Origin of the sequence: Cupriavidus mimosae, assembly GCF_023952485.1 — a bacterium.
In the GTDB taxonomy this organism is placed as follows: Bacteria; Pseudomonadota; Gammaproteobacteria; order Burkholderiales; family Burkholderiaceae; genus Cupriavidus; species Cupriavidus taiwanensis_C.
In genome coordinates, this window is sequence record NZ_JALHRY010000006.1 from 16,030 (window position 1) to 34,644 (window position 18,615).

Below are 18,615 nucleotides of genomic sequence, written 5' to 3' on the forward strand. Positions count from 1 at the left end.
CGCAAGACACAGGAGACCAAGACGTGAGCATCGACTACAGCCAGAAGATCCCCAACAACGTCAACCTGTCCGACGACCGCGCGCTGCAGCGCGCGCTGGAACACTGGCAGCCAGCCTTCCTCGACTGGTGGCGCGACATGGGGCCCGATGGCTCGCACGGCTTCGAGGTGTACCTGCGCACCGCGGTGTCGGTCGATCCATCCGGCTGGGCGCATTTCGACCACGTCCGCATGCCCGACTACCGCTGGGGCATCTTCCTGCAGCCGGCCGATCCCGAGCGCCGCATCCACTTCGGCGAGCACAAGGGCGAAGCCGCGTGGCAAGAGGTGCCGGGCGAGCACCGCGCCAACCTGCGCCGCATCATCGTGACCCAGGGCGACACCGAGCCCGCCTCGGTCGAGCAGCAGCGCCACCTCGGCCTGACCGCGCCAAGCCTGTACGATCTGCGCAACCTGTTCCAGGTCAACGTCGAAGAAGGCCGCCACCTGTGGGCGATGGTGTACCTGCTGCACCGCTATTTCGGCCGCGACGGCCGCGAGGAAGCCGAGGCGCTGCTGGAGCGCCGCTCGGGCGACCAGGACAACCCGCGCATCCTCGGCGCCTTCAACGAACGCACGCCGGACTGGCTGTCGTTCTTCATGTTCACCTACTTCACCGACCGCGACGGCAAGTTCCAGCTGTGCGCGCTGGCCGAGTCCGGCTTCGATCCGCTGGCGCGCACCACGCGCTTTATGCTGACCGAGGAAGCGCACCACATGTTCGTCGGCGAATCGGGCGTATCGCGTGTGATCCAGCGCACCTGCGAGGTCATGCGCGAGCGCGGCATCGAAGACCCGGCCGAGGTGCGCGCCGCCGGCGTGATCGACCTGCCGACCATCCAGCGCTACCTGAACTTCCACTACAGCGTCACCATCGACCTGTTCGGCGCCGACCAGTCGTCGAACGCCGCCACCTTCTACAGCGCGGGCCTGAAGGGACGCTTCGAGGAAGGCAAGCGCGCCGACGACCATGTGCTCAAGAACGATGTCTACCGCGTGCCGGAAGTGCGCGACGGCCGCCTGGGCGAGCGCGAGGTTCCGATGCTCAACGCGCTCAACGAAGTGCTGCGCGACGACTACATCAAGGACAGCATGGGCGGCGTGGCGCGCTGGAACAAGGTCATCGAGAAGGCCGGTATCCCGTTCCGCCTGACGGTGCCGCACAAGGCCTTCAACCGCAAGATCGGCACCCTCGCCAACGTCCATGTCTCGCCCGACGGCAGGCTGATATCGGCAGCCGAATGGAAAGCTCACGAACGCGACTGGCTGGCGACCGACGAAGACCGCGCCTTCGTCGCCTCGCTGATGGGCCGCGTCACCGAGCCCGGCAAGTACGCGAACTGGATCGCCCCGCCGGCGGTAGGCATCAACCGCCAGCCGATGGATTTCGAATACGTGCGCTTCAACTGAAACCCGAACCGCCATGGGCGCCCCCGACCTCATCAAGCAGCACCTGATCGATCCGGAAATCTGTATTCGCTGCAACACCTGCGAAGACACCTGCCCGATCGATGCCATCACCCATGACGACCGCAACTACGTGGTCCGGGCCGACGTGTGCAACGGCTGCAACGCCTGCCTGTCGCCGTGCCCGACCGGCGCCATCGACAACTGGCGCACCATGCTGCGCGGCCAGGTCTATTCGATCGAGGCGCAGCTGCTGTGGGACGAGCTGCCGGCCGAGCTGCCGTTGCCGGAGCTGGACAGCACGGACCAGGCCGCGCCGGCCGCCGCCGGCAGCGGCACCACCACGGCCGACGCCGGCGCGATCCAGGCGGTCGAGACCAGCCGCCATACCTCGCCGCGCGCGCCGTGGTCGGCCGCGCATCCCTATGTGAACCTGCACGGCGTGCGCGCGCCGGTGACTGCAACCGTGGCCGGCAACTACCGGCTCACCGCCGCGGACGCCTCCAGCGATATCCACCATATCGTGCTGGATCTCGGCACCCACTTCTTCCCGATCCTGGAGGGCCAGTCGATCGGCATCGTCCCGCCGGGCACCGATGACGCGGGCAAGCCGCATTACATCCGCATGTATTCGGTCGCCAGCCCGCGCGACGGCGAGCGCCCGGGCTATAACAACCTCGCGCTGACGGTCAAGCGGGTCGAGCAGGACCACGACGGCAAGCCGGTGCGTGGCGTGGCGTCGAACTACCTGTGCGACCTGGCCAAGGGCGACACAGTGCAGGTGGTGGGCCCGTTCGGCTCGACCTTCCTGATGCCCAATCACGCCGAGGCCAGCGTGATGATGATCTGCACCGGCACCGGCTCAGCACCGATGCGCGCCATGACCGAGCGCATGCGCCGCAATCTGGCGCAATTCAGCGGGCGCCGGCTGCTGTTCTTCGGCGCGCGCAATGCCGCCGAGCTGCCCTACTTCGGCCCGCTGCTGAAACTGCCCAAGGACTTCCTCGACATCCACTTCGCCTTCTCGCGCGACCCGGCCACGCCGCGCCGCTATGTCCAGGACGCGATCCGCGGGGCCGCGGACAGCGTCGCCGCGCTGCTGTGCGACGCCAACGGCCATGTCTATATCTGCGGCCTGAAGGGCATGGAGGAAGGCGTGCTGGCCGCATTTGAAACGGTCTGCGCCGGCGCCGGTCTTAACTGGAAGGCGCTGGAAACCACCATGAAGGCCGAAGGACGGCTGCATATCGAAACCTATTAGGCGCGTCCCCGCGCAACCGGCGTGCGCCGCGACATAGGCTGGAATCTCGAGCAGCCACTTCCCTTCTGAAATTCATCGCCTATAATCTTGCTGAAGAAACAGGAGCACAGGCGATGCAATCGAGGCGGATTCCGGAAACCGATCCTGCCGGCGGCCCCGACCCCGGCACCACGCTGACCAAGGCGGTCATGCGCGCCGCCGGCTTCCTGGGCATCAGCCAGGCCATGGTAGCGAGCGTACTGGGCATCAGCACGGCCTCGGTCTCGCGCATGGCGTCGGGCGGCTATGTGCTCGACGCGCACCGCAAGGAGTGGGAGTTCGGCGTTTTGTTCGTGCGCCTGTTCCGCTCGCTCGACGCCATCCTGGGCCACGGCGACCAGGCCCGGCTATGGCTCACTCACGACAACCTCGCGCTGGGCGGCAAGCCGCTCGAGCTGATCCGCACCACCGAAGGTCTGGTCCGTGTCGTTCACTACCTGGACGCCACCCGCGGTCGCATCTGAGCGCCGGCAGTTCGCGCTCACGCTGTGGCGGGCAGTGGAAGCCCAGCATGTGGTCTCGACCATGCCGCTGGTCGACAGCCTGGAGGAACAGGCAGTACTCGAAGCCGTGCTGGACGCCGGCAAGCCCGTGGTGCCGGTCGAGGCACGCCATCTGCACTATCTTCTGTTCACCCCGTTCCGCTATCCGCCCTCGCCCTGGGGCTCGCGCTTCCGCGCCAGCCAGGACCCGGGCGTGTTCTATGGCGCCAACGAGATCCGCACCGCCTGTGCCGAGCTCGGCTACTGGCGCTGGCGCTTTCTCAATGACAGCCCGGCGCTGCCCCGCATCGACGCGCGCGCGCAGACGCTGTTCGAAGTGCGCGTGGAGACCTCCGGCGTGGCGCTGGACCAGCCGCCGTTCGACCGGGACCGCGCCGCCTGGACCGATCCGGATCATCACGAGCCTTGCCAGGCGTTCGGCCGCATCGCGCGCGAAGCCGGCCTCGGCATGATCCGCTATACGTCGGTGCGCGATCCGCAGCACGGCCCCTGCGGGGCGGTGCTGACGCCGCGCGCGTTCTCGCACCCGGCGCCACTGGCCACCACCACGTGGATGCTGACCGTGCGCCGCGACCGCGTGATCTGGCAACGCGACGACCTGCAACAGCGCGACAGCTTCGAGTTCGAGGCCGCGCTGTGGCAGCGCACAAGCGATACCCCCGAGGCGCGCTGAACCTCTGCCCCGCCGCGGCGATCTAATCGTTATGGCACGCGGCAATGCGCATCGCCCACAGGTTTTGTTAAACAGGTGTTGCATTGCGCAACCAGATGCCATATAATCTTTTCTTCGACGGACGCGGGGTGGAGCAGTTGGCAGCTCGTCGGGCTCATAACCCGAAGGTCGCAGGTTCAAGTCCTGCCCCCGCAACCAACCGCACAGATGCTTATCTGTGACGCCGTCAGCGGACAAACCGCGCAGACAAACCCGCCCCCGGCGGGTTTTTTGTTTTATGCCGCCAGCCGGCGGCGCGGCAGTGCCGCTGCGGCATGCCGCCCCCATGGTGCACCACCGCTCCTACGGCCCGCCGGTGCCCTCGGCGGGGGTGATACACTTTCGCCATTCTCCCGGACGCCCCTCATGAAATTCTGCTCGAACTGTGGTCATGCGGTCGTGTTGCGCGTGCCTGACGGCGACAACCGCCCGCGCAGTGTTTGCGACAACTGCGGCACCATCCACTACGTCAATCCCCGCAACGTGGTCGGCACCATCCCGGTCTGGGAAGACAAGATCCTGCTGTGCAAGCGCGCGATCGAGCCCCGCTACGGCTTCTGGACCCTGCCTGCGGGCTTCATGGAGATCGGCGAGACCACCGCCCAGGCGGCCTCGCGCGAAACCCTGGAAGAAGCTGGCGCGCGCGTGCAGGTGGGCGAGCTGTTCTCGATCCTGAACGTGCCGCATGTGCACCAGGTGCACCTGTTCTACCTCGCCACGCTCGACGACCTCGACATCGCGCCCGGCGAAGAAAGCCTGGAAGTGAAGCTGGTGGCGGAGGCCGATGTGCCCTGGGATGAACTGGCCTTCCCCACCGTGATCCATACCCTGCGCTGCTTCTTCGCCGACCGCGCCGCCGGCCGGTTGCAGGATGGCAGCTTCCGGCTGCACAGCCTGGACATCGACAAGCCCATGCGCCCGCTGACCAGCCGGGCCACGGTCACCCCCTGAGCGGCGGGCCCCGCCGCGCACCGCCCACCGGCGCAGCCCGCATGATTGCCTGGCTGGACCCGCAAGATCCGTTTCCCCCGGTCGAGCACGCGCTCGGGGCCGATTCCGAGGCCCCCGGCCTGTTGGCCGCCAGCCGCGAGCTGTCGCCGCAGCGGCTGCTGCTGGCGTATCGCCAGGGCATCTTCCCGTGGTATTCGAGCGGCCAGCCGGTGCTGTGGTGGAGCACCGATCCGCGCATGGTGCTGGCGCCGCCGGCATTGCGTGTCTCGGCCAACCTGCGCAAGACGCTGCGGCGCGTGCTGCGCGATGCCGACTGGGAAATCCGCGTCGACCACGATTTCCTGGCCGTGATGCGCGCCTGCGCGACCACGCCGCGCGAGGGCCAGGAAGGCACCTGGATCACCGACGCCATCATTGCCGCGTACGGCACCCTGCACCGCAACGGCCTGGCCCACTCGGTCGAGAGCTGGTACCGCGGCGAGCGCGTCGGCGGCCTGTATGGCGTGGCGCTGGGACGGATGTTCTTTGGCGAATCCATGTTTGCGCACCGCACCGACGCATCCAAGATCGCGCTGGCGGCGCTGTGCGCGTTCCTCGGCAACCACGGCGTGGCGATGATAGACTGCCAGCAGGAAACCGACCACCTGGCCTCGCTGGGTGCGCGCCCCATCCCCCGCGCCGAATTCGTGGCCCATGTGCGCGCGGCAACGGCACGGCCGGCGATCAGTCCGTGGCGGTTCGACAAATCGGTGCTGGAGCGCTGGGCCGGGACACCCGCCGCGCCGGCAGGCTGAATCCCGGCACGGGTGCCGACGCTTACGCTGCGGACCACCGTGCAAACCGCGCCGTCCCGCCCGGAGCCCCCTGAGTCATGAGCAAGCTGAAGGAACTACCGCTGTCCGCGCTGCAGTTCTATGCCACGGCGCCCTACGCTTGCAGCTATCTCGACGGGCGCATGGCGCGCTCCCAGGTGGCCACGCCGGCGCACCTGATCAATGCCGACGTCTATTCCCGGCTGGTGCGCGCGGGCTTCCGCCGCAGCGGCATCTTTACCTACCGGCCGTATTGCGACGATTGCCAGGCCTGCACGCCTTGCCGCGTGCTGGTCGACCAGTTCACACCGGACCGCTCGCAGCGCCGCGCGTGGAACCGCCACCAGCACCTGCAGGCGTTGGTGGCGCCGCTGACCTACGTCGAAGAGCACTATTCGCTGTATCTGCTGTACCAGTCGATGCGCCACGCCGGCGGCGGCATGGACCAGGACAGCCGCGACCAGTACGAGCAGTTCCTGCTGCAGAGCCGCGTCAACTCGCGCCTGGTCGAATTCCGCGATCCGCCCGGCTCGCCCGAGGCCGGGCGGCTGCGCATGGTCAGCATGATCGACGTGCTCGACGACGGGCTGTCGTCGGTCTACACCTTCTACGATCCGCTCGAGCGCAACGCCAGCTACGGCACCTACAACATCCTCTGGCAGATCCACCAGACTCATGCGCTCGGGTTGCCGCATCTGTACCTGGGCTACTGGATCGCCGACAGCCGCAAGATGGCGTACAAGGCGCGCTTCCGGCCGCTGCAGGTGCTGACCGGCAACCACTGGCATGCATTCGAGGACGTCGCCGCCGAGGCCGCCGAGGCCGCCGAGGCCGAGAAAGCCGTGGCGCCGGTGCCGCCCGCGACGCAGCCTTAGCCCGCCAGGCCGCGGGGCCGCCGCCGCGGCTGCCCTCGCGGGCGGACCAGCCGCTACAATGCCGCCCTGGTCCCGACTTCCGCGCCGCCCCGCCGGCCGCCTGCCCACGTGCTCAACGCGCTCTACCCCCTGTTTCGCCCCGCCCTGTTCTCGATGGATGCCGAGGACGCCCACCATTTCACGCTGAACAACCTGCTGCGCGCGCACCGCATGGGTCTGGGCGGCTGCATCGGCAACCGCATCGCCGACGATCCGCGCACGGTCATGGGAGTGCGCTTTCCCAACCCGGTCGGCCTGGCCGCGGGCCTGGACAAGGACGGCGCCTATATCGACGGCCTCGCCGCGCTCGGCTTCGGCTTTATCGAGGTGGGCACGGTCACGCCGCGCGCGCAGCCGGGCAACCCGCGTCCGCGCATGTTCCGGCTGCCGCAGGCCGATGCGCTGATCAACCGCATGGGCTTCAACAACGGCGGCGTCGATGCCTTCGTCGCCAACGTGCAGGCGTCGCGCTGGAAGGCCGAGGGCGGCGTGCTGGGGCTGAATATCGGCAAGAACGCCGATACCCCGATCGAGCGCGCCAACGACGACTACCTGTACTGCCTGGAGCGTGTCTATCCGCACGCCAGCTATGTGACGGTCAATATCTCCTCGCCCAACACCAAGAACCTGCGCCAGCTGCAGGGCGCGAGCGAACTCGACAGCCTGTTGTCGTCGCTGAAGGAGGCGCAGCAGCGCCTGGCCGACCGGCACAAGCGCTATGTGCCGCTGGCGCTGAAGATCGCGCCGGATCTCGACGCCGACCAGATCGGCAATATCGGCGACGCGCTGGTGCGCCACCAGATCGATGGCGTGATCGCCACCAACACCACCATCTCGCGCGACGCGGTCAAGGGACTGCCGCATGCCGACGAAGCCGGCGGCCTGTCCGGGCGCCCGGTGTTCGAAGCCTCGACCCGCGTGGTACGCGCGCTGCACGGCGTGGTCGGCGACGCGGTGCCGATCATCGGCGTGGGCGGCATCTTCGGCGGCGCCGATGCGCGCGCCAAGACCGACGCCGGCGCCCAACTGGTGCAGGTCTACAGCGGCCTGATCTATCGCGGCCCGGCGCTGGTGCGCGAGTGCGCCGCGGCGCTGCGCGGCTGAGCCCGGAGGGGCCGGCGGGGCCGGCAAAGGCCCCCGATCGCATCCGGCCGATGCGCCACATGCAGCGCCCGGATCGAGGAAAACCTCGACGCCCTGGCAGCGCGCAATTGCATGAAGATGCGGCCACCGCAATCAGGGTAATCCACAAGCAAATCCCGGTTCCCGCGCAATTAAATGCGCCTCGATGGCGGATAGCGGGCGTCTGACAGCATCGGATGCCCCACTTCCGCATGATGACTGTCCATTTCGTGCGCGGGAAGTGGTATCCTCGCAGGCTTATCGCTGTCGCATCCGCCGCGTCCGCGCACGCTCCCTCCTGCCGCAGGAAGCCGCCGCGCCCGCCCGGACCGGCACCGTGCGCCAGCCGGCGCGCGGGCCAGGACGGCGGACCGAACCATCCGCGGCCGTATCCAATCCAGAACCGAGTTTCGGGGGAGCACACATAATGAAGTCCACCAAGGGTCTCGCAGCATCCAAAACCATCCTGGGCGGCGCCGTGGCGCTGGCACTGCTGTACGGCGGCGCCGTGCAGGCCCAGACCGTCAAGGTGCTGTCGATCGTCGACCATCCCGCGCTGGACGCCATCCGCGACGGCGTGCGTGCAGAACTGAAGGCGGCCGGCTATGACGCCGACAAGAGCCTGAAGTGGGAATACCAGAGCGCCCAGGGCAACACCGGCACCGCCGCGCAGATCGCGCGCAAGTTCGTCGGCGACAACCCCAACGCCATCGTCGCCATCGCCACGCCGTCGGCGCAGGCCGTGGTGGCCGCCACCAAGACGGTGCCGGTGGTGTACTCGGGCGTGACCGATCCGGTCGCGGCGCAGTTGGTCAAGAGCTGGTCGGCGTCGGGCACCAACGTCACCGGCGTGTCGGACAAGCTGCCGCTGGACAAGCAGGTAGCCCTGATCAAGCGCGTGGTGCCCAAGGCCAAGACCGTGGGCATGGTCTACAACCCGGGTGAAGCCAACTCGGTGGTGGTGGTCAAGGAACTGAGCGCGCTGCTGGCCAAGGAAGGCCTGACGCTCAAGGAAGCCGCCGCACCGCGCACCGTCGACATCGGCCCGGCCGCCAAGAGCCTGATCGGCAAGGTCGACGTGATCTACACCAACACCGACAACAACGTGGTGTCGGCGTACGAGGCCCTGGTCAAGGTGGCCAACGAATCGAAGATCCCGCTGGTCGCGGCCGATACCGACAGCGTCAAGCGCGGCGCCGTGGCGGCACTGGGCGTCAACTACGGCGACCTGGGCCACCAGACCGGCAAGGTGGTGGTGCGCATCCTGAAGGGCGAGAAGCCGGGCACGATCGCCTCGCAGACCAGCGACAACCTGGAACTGTTCGTCAACACCGGCGCGGCCGCCAAGCAAGGCGTGACGCTGTCGCCGGAGCTGGTCAAGGAAGCAAAGACCGTCATCAAGTAAGCACAGCCACGCCCTGCCATGCCGCCGCCGCGAGGCGGCGGATGCGCTGGCCCGGCCTACCCGGCCCGGCCGGAACAGAACAGGGCGAGGCGGCCGGCGGCCCCACCCGGGCGTGCCGGCGCAACGCCCCGAAACCGGCGCCAGGCAGACGCCGGACCCCGCAACAGGATTTCCCCCATGTCCCTCTTTTCCCTTCTGGGCGCCCTGGAGATCGGCCTGATCTTCAGCCTGGTGGCGCTCGGGGTGCTGATTTCCTTCCGCATCCTCAACTTTCCCGACCTGACCGTTGACGGCAGCTTCCCGCTGGGCGGCGCCGTGGCCGCGACGCTGATCGCCGCGGGCCAGGACCCGTTCCTGGCGACCGTGGTGGCCATCGCCGCCGGCGCGCTGGCCGGCTGGATCACCGGCTGGCTCAACGTGCGCCTCAAGATCATGGACCTGCTCGCCAGTATCCTGATGATGATCGCGCTGTACTCGATCAACCTGCGCATCATGGGCCGCCCCAACGTGCCGCTGATCACCGAACCCACGCTGTTTACCGTGCTGCAGCCCGAATGGCTGCCCGACTACGTGCTGCGCCCGCTGGTGCTGTTCGTGGTGGTGGTAGTCGCCAAGGTCGGCCTGGACTGGTTCTTCAGCTCGCAGCTGGGCCTGGCGATGCGCGCCACCGGCGCCAACCCGCGCATGGCACGCGCGCAGGGCATCGCCACCGGCCGTGCCACGCTGGCCGGCATGGCGCTGTCCAATGCGCTGGTGGCGCTGGCCGGCGCGCTGTTCGCGCAAACGCAGGGCGGCTCGGATATCTCGATGGGCATCGGCACCATCGTGATCGGGCTGGCCGCGGTGATCATCGGCGAGACCATCCTGCCGGCACGCCGGCTGATCTGGACCACGCTGGCGGTGGTGCTGGGCGCCATCCTGTACCGCTTCTTCATCGCGCTGGCGCTGAACAGCGACTTCATCGGCCTCAAGGCGCAGGATCTGAACCTGGTCACCGCCGCGCTGGTGACGATCGCGCTGGTGCTGCCGGCGACGCGCAAGAAGCTGTTTGCCCGCAAGAACGGAGGTGCCTGAGATGCTGCGCGCACAAGACCTGAAGCTCACCTTCAACCCGGGCACCCCGATCGAGACCCGCGCACTGCGCGGCCTAAGCCTGGAAATCCCGAGCGGCCAGTTCGTGGCCGTGATCGGCTCCAACGGCGCCGGCAAGTCGACCTTCCTGAATGCGATCAGCGGCGACCAGATGGTCGACTCGGGCCGCATTACCATCGATGACACCGACGTCACGCGCAAGCCCGCCTGGGACCGCGCCCACCTGGTGGCACGCGTGTTCCAGGACCCCATGGCCGGCACCTGCGAAGCGCTGACGATCGAGGAGAACATGGCCCTGGCGATGGCACGCGGCAGCCGCCGCGGCTTCCGCCCCGCGCTGAACCGCGCCTCGCGCGAGCTGTTCCGCGAGAAGCTGCGCCTGCTCAACCTGGGCCTGGAAAACCGCCTGACCGACCGCATTGGCCTGCTCTCCGGCGGCCAGCGCCAGGCGGTGAGCCTGCTGATGGCGTCGCTGCAGCCGTCGCGCATCCTGCTGCTGGACGAGCACACCGCCGCGCTCGACCCCAAGACCGCCGCGTTCGTGCTGGAACTGACCGCGCGCATCGTGGAGGAAAGCAAGCTGACGACGATGATGGTGACGCACAGCATGCGCCAGGCGCTCGACTACGGCCAGCGCACGGTGATGCTGCACCAGGGGCAAGTGGTGCTGGACGTCTCGGGCGACAAGCGCAAGGGGCTGGACGTGCCGGACCTGCTGAAGATGTTCGAGCAGACGCGGCATGAGCAGCTGGATGATGATGCGTTGTTGCTGGGGTGATAGCGCTGGCAAGAAAAACGGGGAGCTTCGGCTCCCCGTTTTTGTTTTCAGGCCTCGGTAGCGTGCAAACGATTTAATCGATCGTGATTCGCCGCTGCTTGATCACCCCCGCCCATCGCGTACTTTCCTTCTGGATGGTCGCCGCCAGCTGCTGCGGCGTGCCACCCGCCGCCTCCATCCCCAGCGTCGCCAGCTTTTCCTTCAGCGCCGCATCCGCCAGCACCGCGTCGGCATGCTGGCTTAGCTTGCGCACCACCTCGGGCGGCGTGCCCGCCGGCACCATCAACGCATACCACGACACCGCCTCGAACTTCGGGAAGCCCTGCTCGGCGATCGTCGGCACCTCGGGCAGCACTGTCGAACGCCTGGCGCTGGCCACGCCCAGGGCGCGCAGTTTGCCGGCTTTGATGTAAGGCAACGCCGCCGACAGCTGCGCGAACATCATCGTCACCTGGCCGCCGACCACGTCGGTCATGGCTGGACTCACGCCCTTGTACGGCACGTGGTTGAGCTTGACGTTGGCATCGAGCTGCAGCAGCTCGCCGGCGAGATGCGCCTGGCTGCCCGCGCCGGGCGAGGCAAAGCTCAGCTCGCCCGGCTTCTGCGCGGCCAGCTTGAGCAGTTCTGCCACCGTCCTCACCGGCGTGGCCGCGTTGACCACCAGCACGTTCTCGGCAGTAGCGAGCATCGCCACCGGCGCCAGGTCGGACGGCTTGTAAGGCAGGTTAGGCATCAGCGTGGGATTCACCGCGATATTGCCGACCGGCACCAGCGCGATGGTGTAGCCGTCCGGCGCTGCCTTGGCCACCATGTCGACGCCGATGGTGCCGGCCGCGCCGGCCTTGTTCTCGACCAGCATGCTCTGGCCGGTGGCCTTGGCCATGCCTTCCCCGACGGCGCGCGCCAGCACGTCGGCGGGGCCGCCGGCGGCGAACGGAACGATCAGGCGTACCGGCCTGGCGGGATATGTGGGCGGCTGGGCATGAGCCGACTCCGCACCGAGCCATGTCGCGCAGGCTGCCGCACAGGCGAACAGGCAATGCACGGCAAGGCGCCGGATGTCAGGATTCACTAAAGGCTTTACAGCAGCATTTACAGCGGATTTCATGACGGTTTCCCCAATGTGGCCGTAATCAGGCTATGGCTCCTCCACCGCGCCGGCTCGGTCTTGTTATCGCCGATGACCGTGTGCGGTCCGACGCGTTGCCTATCCCGTGCCCCGCTCTGCGGCGGCGGGGCCGGTCAGCGCAAAGCATGCGCGATCCGCTTCATTCGCCATCGCGGGCAGGCAGGCATAGTCGGCCGGCTGCACCTCGACGAAGCGCGCCAGTTCCAGCGAGGCCAGCAGCGCGCTGCCGGCAGCATCCTCATGCATTCCCAGCAATGCTGCACGCATGCGCACACACTGCTGCGGATCGGCTCCCGCCGATGCAACCAGCACCGGAATCGGTGCGGGCGGCGTCAGCGCCAGCGTCTTCAGTTGCGCGGCAAGCCCGGGGTCGTAGCGGCGCAGCAGGTCCATCACATAGCTGTCGATCACCCCCACCTCGGCATCGCCGGCAAGCACGGCATCGACGACCTCGCTCGGAGTCGGCGTGGCCATCGCAGCGGGCCGGTACAGCGCCCGCGTACCCCCCGGTGCCAGCCGCATCAGGTAATGCCGCGGCGCGTTATAGCCGGAGTTGGACTCAGGCAACATGCATGCCAGCCGCCCGCCGAAGGTCTGCGCCAGCGACTGCACCGGCGCCTCGGCGCGCACGATGAACTCCGTGAAATAAACCGGCCTTCCGTCATAGCGCGCATGCGACGGAACCGGCGCGGCCAGCAACTGCGGCGCAACCGGCGCGCTCGCGTACGGATAGCCGCACATGAACACGCAGCCGCAGTCGGGCCGCGCCCACAGCGCGCTGACCGGCGCCGGCGCGGGATGCCCGACATACGGCAACGCCACGCCCGCGCGCTCGGACACGCGCGCCAGCAGCGCGCGCCATGCCGCTTCGGCTTGCGGCGTCACCGCGTACATGCGGGCATTGGCGATCATGCGTACACCAGCTTGTGGCCCAGCCCGCGTTGCTCGGCTTTCTTCAGGATGGCGTGTCCCAGCGCGATATCGCTCAGCGACAGGCCGCGGTGCCAGAACAGGTTGGTTTCGTCGTCGCTCTGGCGGCCCGGCTTGCGGCCGGCGGCGATCTCGCCGAGCTCGCCATAAAGCGTCCGTTCCGACAGCTTGCCCGCTTCGACATGCGCGCGCAGCGAGCCGAACATGCCGCCCTTGCACTGCCCCCAGTCGTCCACCACCATCCGCGTCATGATGTCGGTCAGCGACAACTCGACCGCGCTCATGGTGCCGTAGGGCACGACGAACGCACCGGGCTTGATCCATTCGGTCTTGAGCATCGGCATCGGACGTTCCAGCCGCGAGGCCTCGACCACGATATCGGCGCCGCGCACGCACGACTCCCAGTCCTCGGTCACCACGATCTTCTTGCCGAGATCGCGCTCCAGCCGCGCGGCAAAGGCATTGCGGCTTTCCGGGCGGCGCGAATGCACGCGGATCTCGTCGAAGTCATAAAGGCTGTCGAGCAGCCGCACGTTCCAGTACGAGGTGCCCCGCGCGCCGATATGGCCCAGCACCTTGCTGTCGCGGCGCGCCAGATGCTTTGCTCCAAGCGCGGTCAGCGCGCCGGTGCGGGCATCGGTGATAAAGGTCGCGTCGATCATCGCCACCGGCATGCCGGTGCGTGGATCGAACAGGTTCAGCATGGCCATTTCCGACGGCAGACCGAGCTTGTAGTTGTCGACGAAATCGCCGACCACCTTGACCCCGGCCAGTTCCAGCGGCGCCACGTAGCCGCGCAGCACGTTGAAGTGTCCGTTGAAGGCCGGGTCCGGCATCAGGTGCACGCGCGGCTCGATCACGGTCTGGCCGTTGCCCTGCGCGATCAGTGCCTGATCGACCGCGTCGATGATCTCCGCATCGGTCATTTCCAGCCGCTCGATGTCCCGGCCGTTGAGGTAGGTGAGATGAATATCAGCCATACGGTCCCCGCTCTCCAGATCAGTGTGTGTGGTGTCTCGATGGAATCCAGTGTAGGGTTGGCGCCATTGACTGTCATATGCTTATATGTCCGCCTGCCTTAACATCAGGTTAATGCCATGAAAATGAACCTGCGCCAGATCGAGGTGTTCCGTGCTGTGATGCTGACCGGCTCGATCAGCGGCGCGTCGAAGCTGCTCTATGTGTCGCAACCGGCCATCAGCCGGCTGATGTCGCACACCGAGCAGCGGCTCGGCCTCGAGCTGTTCCGGCGCACCAAGGGCCGGCTCTATCCCACGCCAGAAGCGAGGCGCCTGCTCGGCGAAGTCAATGCGGTCTATGAGGGGATCGAGCGCGTCAACGAGATCGCCGAGGACCTCGCCGCCAACCGCACCGGCAGCCTGCGCATCACCTGCAGCCCCAACCTGGGACAGACCGTGCTGCCGCGCGCGATCGCCAGCTTCCGGGCCGCGCACCCGGCGGTGCGCGTGGTGGTGCGCACGCAGATTCCCGGCAACATGCTGCGCGCGCTGCTATCGGGGCAGGTGGACCTGGCGGTGTCGAACATGCCGCTGGTGCATCCCAACCTCGAGGCGCGCCTGCTGGTGAAGAACGAGATCGTGGCACTGGTGCCGGTGGGACACCGGCTGGCCACGCGCAAATGGGTGCGTCCCGCCGACCTGATCGGCGAAGACCTGATCGGCTATGGCCCGGAAGTGCCGTTCGCGCTGCTGGTGCACGAGATGTTCGGCAACGATGGCGACCAGCCCGACGTGCGGGTGCAGGTGGAGCAGGCCCACGTGGCGCGCGCGCTGGCGCAGGCCGGCGCCGGCATCGCGCTGGTCGATGCGATGACGGTATTCGGGGCGAACTGGCCCAATATCGTTGCCGTGCCGATCCGCACCAAGGTCAATGCCTCGGTGCAGATCTTCCATGTGCAGACCGAGCCGCTGTCGCGGCTCTCGCTGGAGTTCGTTGAGACGCTGACGGGGATGATGAAGCGTTGAGCCGCGGGGGCGGCCGCGGGGAGGCGTACCGGCCTCAGGCCGTCGCCGCCTTGTCCAGCCACCGCGCCAGCTGGTCGGTCACCGCGCTGCTCGAGAACGAGCAGCTGTCCTGCGCAAACACCGCGGACATCTCCAGCCTGCGCAGCAGTTCTTCCATCGCCTGCCCGTAGACAGGCGGCAGCGCCAGCGCGCTGCCGGCATCGCGCCATGCGCGCACGAGTTCCTGCGCGGGCATCGACCCCGCGACGTGCTGCTCCAGCGCGGCGCGCATGCGCGCCAGCGCTTCCGAATTCTTAGCGCTCATGAACGCGCCCTCCTTTCCTTGTAGAGTTCGCGGAACGTGCGGCCCGACGGCGCCGGCATGTCGCGTGTTTCGGTCCAGCCCTTGCCCGCCAGCGGCAGGCTGGCGATCAGTCCGTTGCTGCCGCCCATGCGGCCCAGCAGCCAGGCCCCGATGCGGGCAGTCAGCGCATAGAGTTCGGGCCGCTTGGCCACGTAGCCCCAGGCCTTCAGCGCGAAGCGCTCCTGCCACGGCCGCAGGCCGCGCTCCATCTGTTTCTCGCGCAGCTTGCGCAGCAGGTCGGACAACGGGATCGATGCCGGGCAGACGCGATTGCATTCGCCACACATGGTCGCCGCCTGTGGCAGGTCGACGGTCTTGGCGAGGCCAACGTAACTGGGGGTCAGCACGCTGCCCATCGGCCCGGGATAGACCCAGCCATAGGCATGGCCGCCGATCTTCTGGTACACCGGGCAGTGGTTCATGCAGGCGCCGCAGCGGATGCAGCGCAGCATCTCCTGGAAGTCGCCGCCGATCAGTCCGCTGCGGCCGCCATCGACCAGCACGAAATACATATGCTCGGGACCGTCGCGCTCGCCTTCGGCGCGCGGCCCGGTCAGCAGCGAAAAGTAATTGGAGATCGCCTGGCCGGTGGCCGAGCGCGGCAGCAGCCGCATCACCGTGGCCAGGTCTTCCAGCGTCGGCAGCACCTTCTCGATACCGGTCACCGCCACGTGCACGCGCGGCATTACCGTGCACATGCCTTCATTGCCTTCGTTGGTAACCACCGCCACCGAGCCGGTCTCGGCGATGATGAAGTTGCCGCCGGTGACGCCCATGTCGGCGCTGAGGAATTCCGGCCGCAGCACTTCGCGCGCCTCGCGCGTCATCTCCGGGATCTCGGTCAGCCGCGGCTTGTGGTGAACCCTGGCGAACAGGTCGGCGATCTCGTCCTTGTCCTTGTGCACCACCGGCGCAATGATGTGCGACGGCGGCTCCGAGTCGTTGATCTGCAGGATGTACTCGCCCAGGTCAGTCTCGATGCTCTGCACGCCCATCTCGCCCAGCACCTGGTTCAGGCGCATTTCCTCGGTCACCATCGACTTGCTCTTGATGACCTTCTTCACGCCGTGCTTCTGCGCGATCTCCGCAACCAGCCGCGCGGCATCGGCGGTGGTTTCGGCAAACAGCACGGTGGCGCCGCGGCGGGTGGCGTTTTCTTCGAACGTGGCGAGCCAGACGTCGAGGTTTTCCAGCGCGCGGTTGCGGCGCTCTTTCAGGGCCTCGCGCGTGGCGTCGAAATCGATATCGCGGATCGCCTCGGCGCGCGCCGTGACGAACTTGGTCGAAAGCTTCTTCAGGTTCTGCTGCAGGCGCTGGTCGGCCAGTTTCTGCCCGGCGCGCGCCTTGAATTCCATGCTGTGGACTTGCATCGTGGCGAATTCCTGATGGTGTCGTCGCGGTCAGGCGTCGCCCGCCAGCACCTGCGCGATATGCAGCACGCGGGTGCGGCTGTCGCCGGTGCGGCGCAGGCGGCCTTCGATATTGAGCATGCAGCCCAGGTCGCCCAGCACCACGGCGTCGGCGCCGGTGGCCTGGATGTTCGCGCACTTCTCGTCGACGATGGCCGTGGAGATATTGCCGTACTTGACCGAGAAGGTGCCGCCGAAACCGCAGCAGGCCTCGCAGTCCTTCATCTCGGTCAGCTGCACGCCGGGCAGGCGCGACAGCAACGTGCGCGGCTGCTGCTTGACCCCCAGTTCGCGCAGGCCGGAACACGAATCGTGGTAGGTGACCTGGCCCGCGAAGGTCGACGGCAGGGTCTCGATCCGGGCCACGGTGGCGAGGAAGTCGGTCAGCTCGAACACGCGTTCGCGCAGGCGCTCGTAGCGGCCGTTCAGTTCCGGATCGTCGCGCAGCAAGTCGGCGTAGTGATGCCGGATCATGCCGCCGCAACTGCCCGACGGCACCACGATGTAGTCGAACATCTCGAACTCGCGCAGGAATTTCTCGGCCAGGTCGCGCGATACCGCGCGTTCCCCCGAGTTGTAGGCCGGCTGGCCGCAGCAGGTCTGCGCCTCGGGCACCATGACCTCGTAGCCGGCGGCTTCCAGCAGCTTGAGCACCGAAAAACCGATCTCCGGGCGCATCAGGTCCACCAGGCAGGTGTGGAACAGACCGACTCGCATTGTTGACTTCTCCCAGACCCTGAAAACCCCGCAATTATGCGCGTTCAGCGCCGCGAGTGGCGCACAAAGCGTTCAGCGCAGCGGTGAATGCGGTGCCATGCACGGCACTCGGGGTCGAGACATCACGGGCGCTTTCTTACCGTAATGTCATTTCACCTATTGAAATTTTCACGATGCGAGATAGAATCAGGCAGGTTTAAAAATGCCGCAAGGCAACATTTCTAATTTTCCCAATGTCCGACGCAGACAAGTCACCCGGCAAGACGTCCATCCAGGTCATCGAGCGCATGATGACCCTGCTGGACGCCCTCGCCCAGCATGCCGACCCGGTCAGCCTGAAAGAGCTGTCGCTGGCCACCGGACTGCATCCCTCCACCGCGCACCGCATCCTCAACGACATGGTCGCCTGCCGCTTCGTCGACCGCTCCGACCCCGGCAGCTACCGGCTCGGCATGCGGCTGCTGGAGCTGGGCAACCTGGTCAAGGCGCGCCTGTCGGTGCGCGACGCGGCGCTGGCGCCGATGCGCGCGCTGCACCGCGTCACCGGCCAGACCGTCAACCTGTCGGTGCGCCAGGGCGACGAGATCGTCTATATCGAGCGCGCGTACAGCGAGCGCTCGGGCATGCAGGTGGTGCGCGCCATCGGCGGCCGCGCCCCGCTGCACCTGACCTCGGTGGGCAAGCTGTTCCTGGCCGCCGACGAGTCGGCGCGCGTGCGCAACTACGCCACCCGCACCGGGCTGGCCGGCCACACCCGCACCTCGATCACCGACCTGGCCAAACTCGAACGCGAACTCAACTGGGTCCGCACCAACGGCTATGCCCGCGACAACGAGGAGCTGGAACTGGGAGTGCGCTGCATCGCCGCCGGCATCTATGACGACTCGCGCCGGCTGGTGGCGGGCCTGTCGCTGTCGGCGCCGGCGGACCGGCTGCAGGACAGCTGGCTGCAGAACCTGAAGGACACCGCCCTGCAGATCTCGCGCGGCATGGGCTACGTGACCGAAGCCGCGGCCTGACGCCACCTGCCGCATTGCCGCCAACGCGCGGGCTGCCAGCGAGGCAGTC

At 67.5% G+C, this 18,615-nt stretch carries 19 protein-coding genes and 1 tRNA gene; 14 read left to right on the plus strand and 6 right to left on the minus strand.

What is annotated here, in order from left to right:
* Positions 1-23 precede the first annotated feature (23 nt).
* The 12 genes from boxB (at position 24) to MKD50_RS12725 (ending at position 11,034) form a co-directional block, all read left to right on the plus strand.
* Positions 24-1,448, plus strand: coding sequence for a benzoyl-CoA 2,3-epoxidase subunit BoxB (gene boxB / locus MKD50_RS12670; RefSeq protein WP_252667267.1), 1,425 nt, complete (start codon positions 24-26; stop codon positions 1,446-1,448).
* A gap of 13 nt (positions 1,449-1,461) precedes the next feature.
* Entirely contained in the window at positions 1,462-2,706 is a 1,245-nt protein-coding gene (gene boxA, locus MKD50_RS12675; RefSeq protein ID WP_252667268.1) for a benzoyl-CoA 2,3-epoxidase subunit BoxA, read from the plus strand.
* A gap of 113 nt (positions 2,707-2,819) precedes the next feature.
* A complete protein-coding gene (locus tag MKD50_RS12680) occupies positions 2,820-3,209 on the plus strand; it encodes an MbcA/ParS/Xre antitoxin family protein (protein WP_018004354.1) in 390 nt (129 codons plus the stop codon).
* Positions 3,169-3,921 (plus strand): RES family NAD+ phosphorylase, encoded by a 753-nt coding sequence (locus tag MKD50_RS12685; RefSeq protein ID WP_115706677.1) that lies wholly within the window; start codon positions 3,169-3,171, stop codon positions 3,919-3,921. The genes MKD50_RS12680 and MKD50_RS12685 overlap by 41 nt, the downstream gene beginning before the upstream one ends.
* Before the next feature lie 122 nt (positions 3,922-4,043).
* A tRNA-Met gene (locus tag MKD50_RS12690) sits at positions 4,044-4,119 on the plus strand.
* Between the two features lie 207 nt (positions 4,120-4,326).
* Complete coding sequence (locus tag MKD50_RS12695; RefSeq protein ID WP_062798246.1) at positions 4,327-4,911, plus strand: NUDIX hydrolase; 585 nt, start codon at positions 4,327-4,329, stop codon at positions 4,909-4,911.
* Between the two features lie 41 nt (positions 4,912-4,952).
* Positions 4,953-5,705 (plus strand): leucyl/phenylalanyl-tRNA--protein transferase, encoded by a 753-nt coding sequence (aat, locus tag MKD50_RS12700; RefSeq protein WP_252667269.1) that lies wholly within the window; start codon positions 4,953-4,955, stop codon positions 5,703-5,705.
* A 77-nt stretch (positions 5,706-5,782) separates the two neighbouring features.
* The gene (locus MKD50_RS12705; protein WP_252667270.1) at positions 5,783-6,598 is read left to right on the plus strand and encodes an arginyltransferase; all 816 of its coding nucleotides are present in this window, start codon (positions 5,783-5,785) and stop codon (positions 6,596-6,598) included.
* Between the two features lie 108 nt (positions 6,599-6,706).
* Positions 6,707-7,741, plus strand: a complete 1,035-nt coding sequence (locus tag MKD50_RS12710) for a quinone-dependent dihydroorotate dehydrogenase (protein WP_252667271.1) — start codon at positions 6,707-6,709, stop codon at positions 7,739-7,741.
* A 445-nt stretch (positions 7,742-8,186) separates the two neighbouring features.
* Complete coding sequence (locus MKD50_RS12715) at positions 8,187-9,164, plus strand: ABC transporter substrate-binding protein (protein WP_062798240.1); 978 nt, start codon at positions 8,187-8,189, stop codon at positions 9,162-9,164.
* A gap of 177 nt (positions 9,165-9,341) precedes the next feature.
* Positions 9,342-10,238, plus strand: coding sequence for an ABC transporter permease (locus MKD50_RS12720; RefSeq protein WP_115706673.1), 897 nt, complete (start codon positions 9,342-9,344; stop codon positions 10,236-10,238).
* A 1-nt stretch (position 10,239) separates the two neighbouring features.
* A complete protein-coding gene (locus MKD50_RS12725; RefSeq protein ID WP_012352596.1) occupies positions 10,240-11,034 on the plus strand; it encodes an ABC transporter ATP-binding protein in 795 nt (264 codons plus the stop codon).
* 73 nt (positions 11,035-11,107) lie between these two features.
* On the opposite strand, the gene MKD50_RS12730 is transcribed toward MKD50_RS12725, so the two are convergent.
* The 3 genes from MKD50_RS12730 to MKD50_RS12740 form a co-directional block, all read right to left on the minus strand.
* Entirely contained in the window at positions 11,108-12,106 is a 999-nt protein-coding gene (locus MKD50_RS12730; RefSeq protein ID WP_252667272.1) for a tripartite tricarboxylate transporter substrate binding protein, read from the minus strand.
* 135 nt (positions 12,107-12,241) lie between these two features.
* Positions 12,242-13,075: a phosphate/phosphite/phosphonate ABC transporter substrate-binding protein gene (locus tag MKD50_RS12735; protein WP_240074264.1), complete on the minus strand. Its 834-nt coding sequence runs from the start codon at positions 13,073-13,075 to the stop codon at positions 12,242-12,244.
* Positions 13,072-14,073 carry an ornithine cyclodeaminase family protein gene (locus MKD50_RS12740; RefSeq protein ID WP_115706670.1) on the minus strand — a complete coding sequence of 334 codons (1,002 nt, stop codon included), beginning with the start codon at positions 14,071-14,073 and terminating at the stop codon, positions 13,072-13,074. The genes MKD50_RS12735 and MKD50_RS12740 overlap by 4 nt, the downstream gene beginning before the upstream one ends.
* 117 nt (positions 14,074-14,190) lie before the next feature.
* Here MKD50_RS12740 and MKD50_RS12745 point away from each other — a divergent pair, with 117 nt between their 5' ends.
* Positions 14,191-15,078 (plus strand): LysR family transcriptional regulator, encoded by an 888-nt coding sequence (locus MKD50_RS12745; RefSeq protein ID WP_115706669.1) that lies wholly within the window; start codon positions 14,191-14,193, stop codon positions 15,076-15,078.
* Positions 15,079-15,112: 34 nt separating this feature from the next.
* Here the strand turns inward: MKD50_RS12745 and MKD50_RS12750 are convergent, their stop codons facing one another.
* The 3 genes from MKD50_RS12750 to MKD50_RS12760 are packed head-to-tail and all read right to left on the minus strand — an operon-like array spanning position 15,113 to position 17,547.
* On the minus strand, positions 15,113-15,382 hold the full coding sequence (locus tag MKD50_RS12750; protein WP_115706668.1) for a hypothetical protein: 270 nt from the start codon (positions 15,380-15,382) through the stop codon (positions 15,113-15,115).
* Positions 15,379-16,791, minus strand: coding sequence for a LutB/LldF family L-lactate oxidation iron-sulfur protein (locus MKD50_RS12755; RefSeq protein ID WP_252667273.1), 1,413 nt, complete (start codon positions 16,789-16,791; stop codon positions 15,379-15,381). The genes MKD50_RS12750 and MKD50_RS12755 overlap by 4 nt, the downstream gene beginning before the upstream one ends.
* Before the next feature lie 30 nt (positions 16,792-16,821).
* Entirely contained in the window at positions 16,822-17,547 is a 726-nt protein-coding gene (locus MKD50_RS12760; RefSeq protein WP_240074255.1) for a (Fe-S)-binding protein, read from the minus strand.
* A gap of 233 nt (positions 17,548-17,780) precedes the next feature.
* Between MKD50_RS12760 and MKD50_RS12765 the strand changes: the two genes are divergently transcribed.
* Positions 17,781-18,566 carry an IclR family transcriptional regulator gene (locus MKD50_RS12765; protein ID WP_012352591.1) on the plus strand — a complete coding sequence of 262 codons (786 nt, stop codon included), beginning with the start codon at positions 17,781-17,783 and terminating at the stop codon, positions 18,564-18,566.
* Positions 18,567-18,615: the final 49 nt, after the last annotated feature.

Coding starts and splice junctions, on each gene's coding strand:
- boxA (WP_252667268.1), top strand. CDS start 1,462: ATGGGCGCCCCCGACCTCATCAAGCAGCACCTGATCGATCCGGAAATC.
- MKD50_RS12680 (WP_018004354.1), top strand. CDS start 2,820: ATGCAATCGAGGCGGATTCCGGAAACCGATCCTGCCGGCGGCCCCGAC.
- MKD50_RS12695 (WP_062798246.1), top strand. CDS start 4,327: ATGAAATTCTGCTCGAACTGTGGTCATGCGGTCGTGTTGCGCGTGCCT.
- aat (WP_252667269.1), top strand. CDS start 4,953: ATGATTGCCTGGCTGGACCCGCAAGATCCGTTTCCCCCGGTCGAGCAC.
- MKD50_RS12705 (WP_252667270.1), top strand. CDS start 5,783: ATGAGCAAGCTGAAGGAACTACCGCTGTCCGCGCTGCAGTTCTATGCC.
- MKD50_RS12715 (WP_062798240.1), top strand. CDS start 8,187: ATGAAGTCCACCAAGGGTCTCGCAGCATCCAAAACCATCCTGGGCGGC.
- MKD50_RS12720 (WP_115706673.1), top strand. CDS start 9,342: ATGTCCCTCTTTTCCCTTCTGGGCGCCCTGGAGATCGGCCTGATCTTC.
- MKD50_RS12725 (WP_012352596.1), top strand. CDS start 10,240: ATGCTGCGCGCACAAGACCTGAAGCTCACCTTCAACCCGGGCACCCCG.
- MKD50_RS12735 (WP_240074264.1), bottom strand. CDS start 13,075: ATGATCGCCAATGCCCGCATGTACGCGGTGACGCCGCAAGCCGAAGCG.
- MKD50_RS12740 (WP_115706670.1), bottom strand. CDS start 14,073: ATGGCTGATATTCATCTCACCTACCTCAACGGCCGGGACATCGAGCGG.
- MKD50_RS12745 (WP_115706669.1), top strand. CDS start 14,191: ATGAAAATGAACCTGCGCCAGATCGAGGTGTTCCGTGCTGTGATGCTG.
- MKD50_RS12750 (WP_115706668.1), bottom strand. CDS start 15,382: ATGAGCGCTAAGAATTCGGAAGCGCTGGCGCGCATGCGCGCCGCGCTG.
- MKD50_RS12755 (WP_252667273.1), bottom strand. CDS start 16,791: ATGCAAGTCCACAGCATGGAATTCAAGGCGCGCGCCGGGCAGAAACTG.
- MKD50_RS12760 (WP_240074255.1), bottom strand. CDS start 17,547: ATGCGAGTCGGTCTGTTCCACACCTGCCTGGTGGACCTGATGCGCCCG.
- MKD50_RS12765 (WP_012352591.1), top strand. CDS start 17,781: ATGTCCGACGCAGACAAGTCACCCGGCAAGACGTCCATCCAGGTCATC.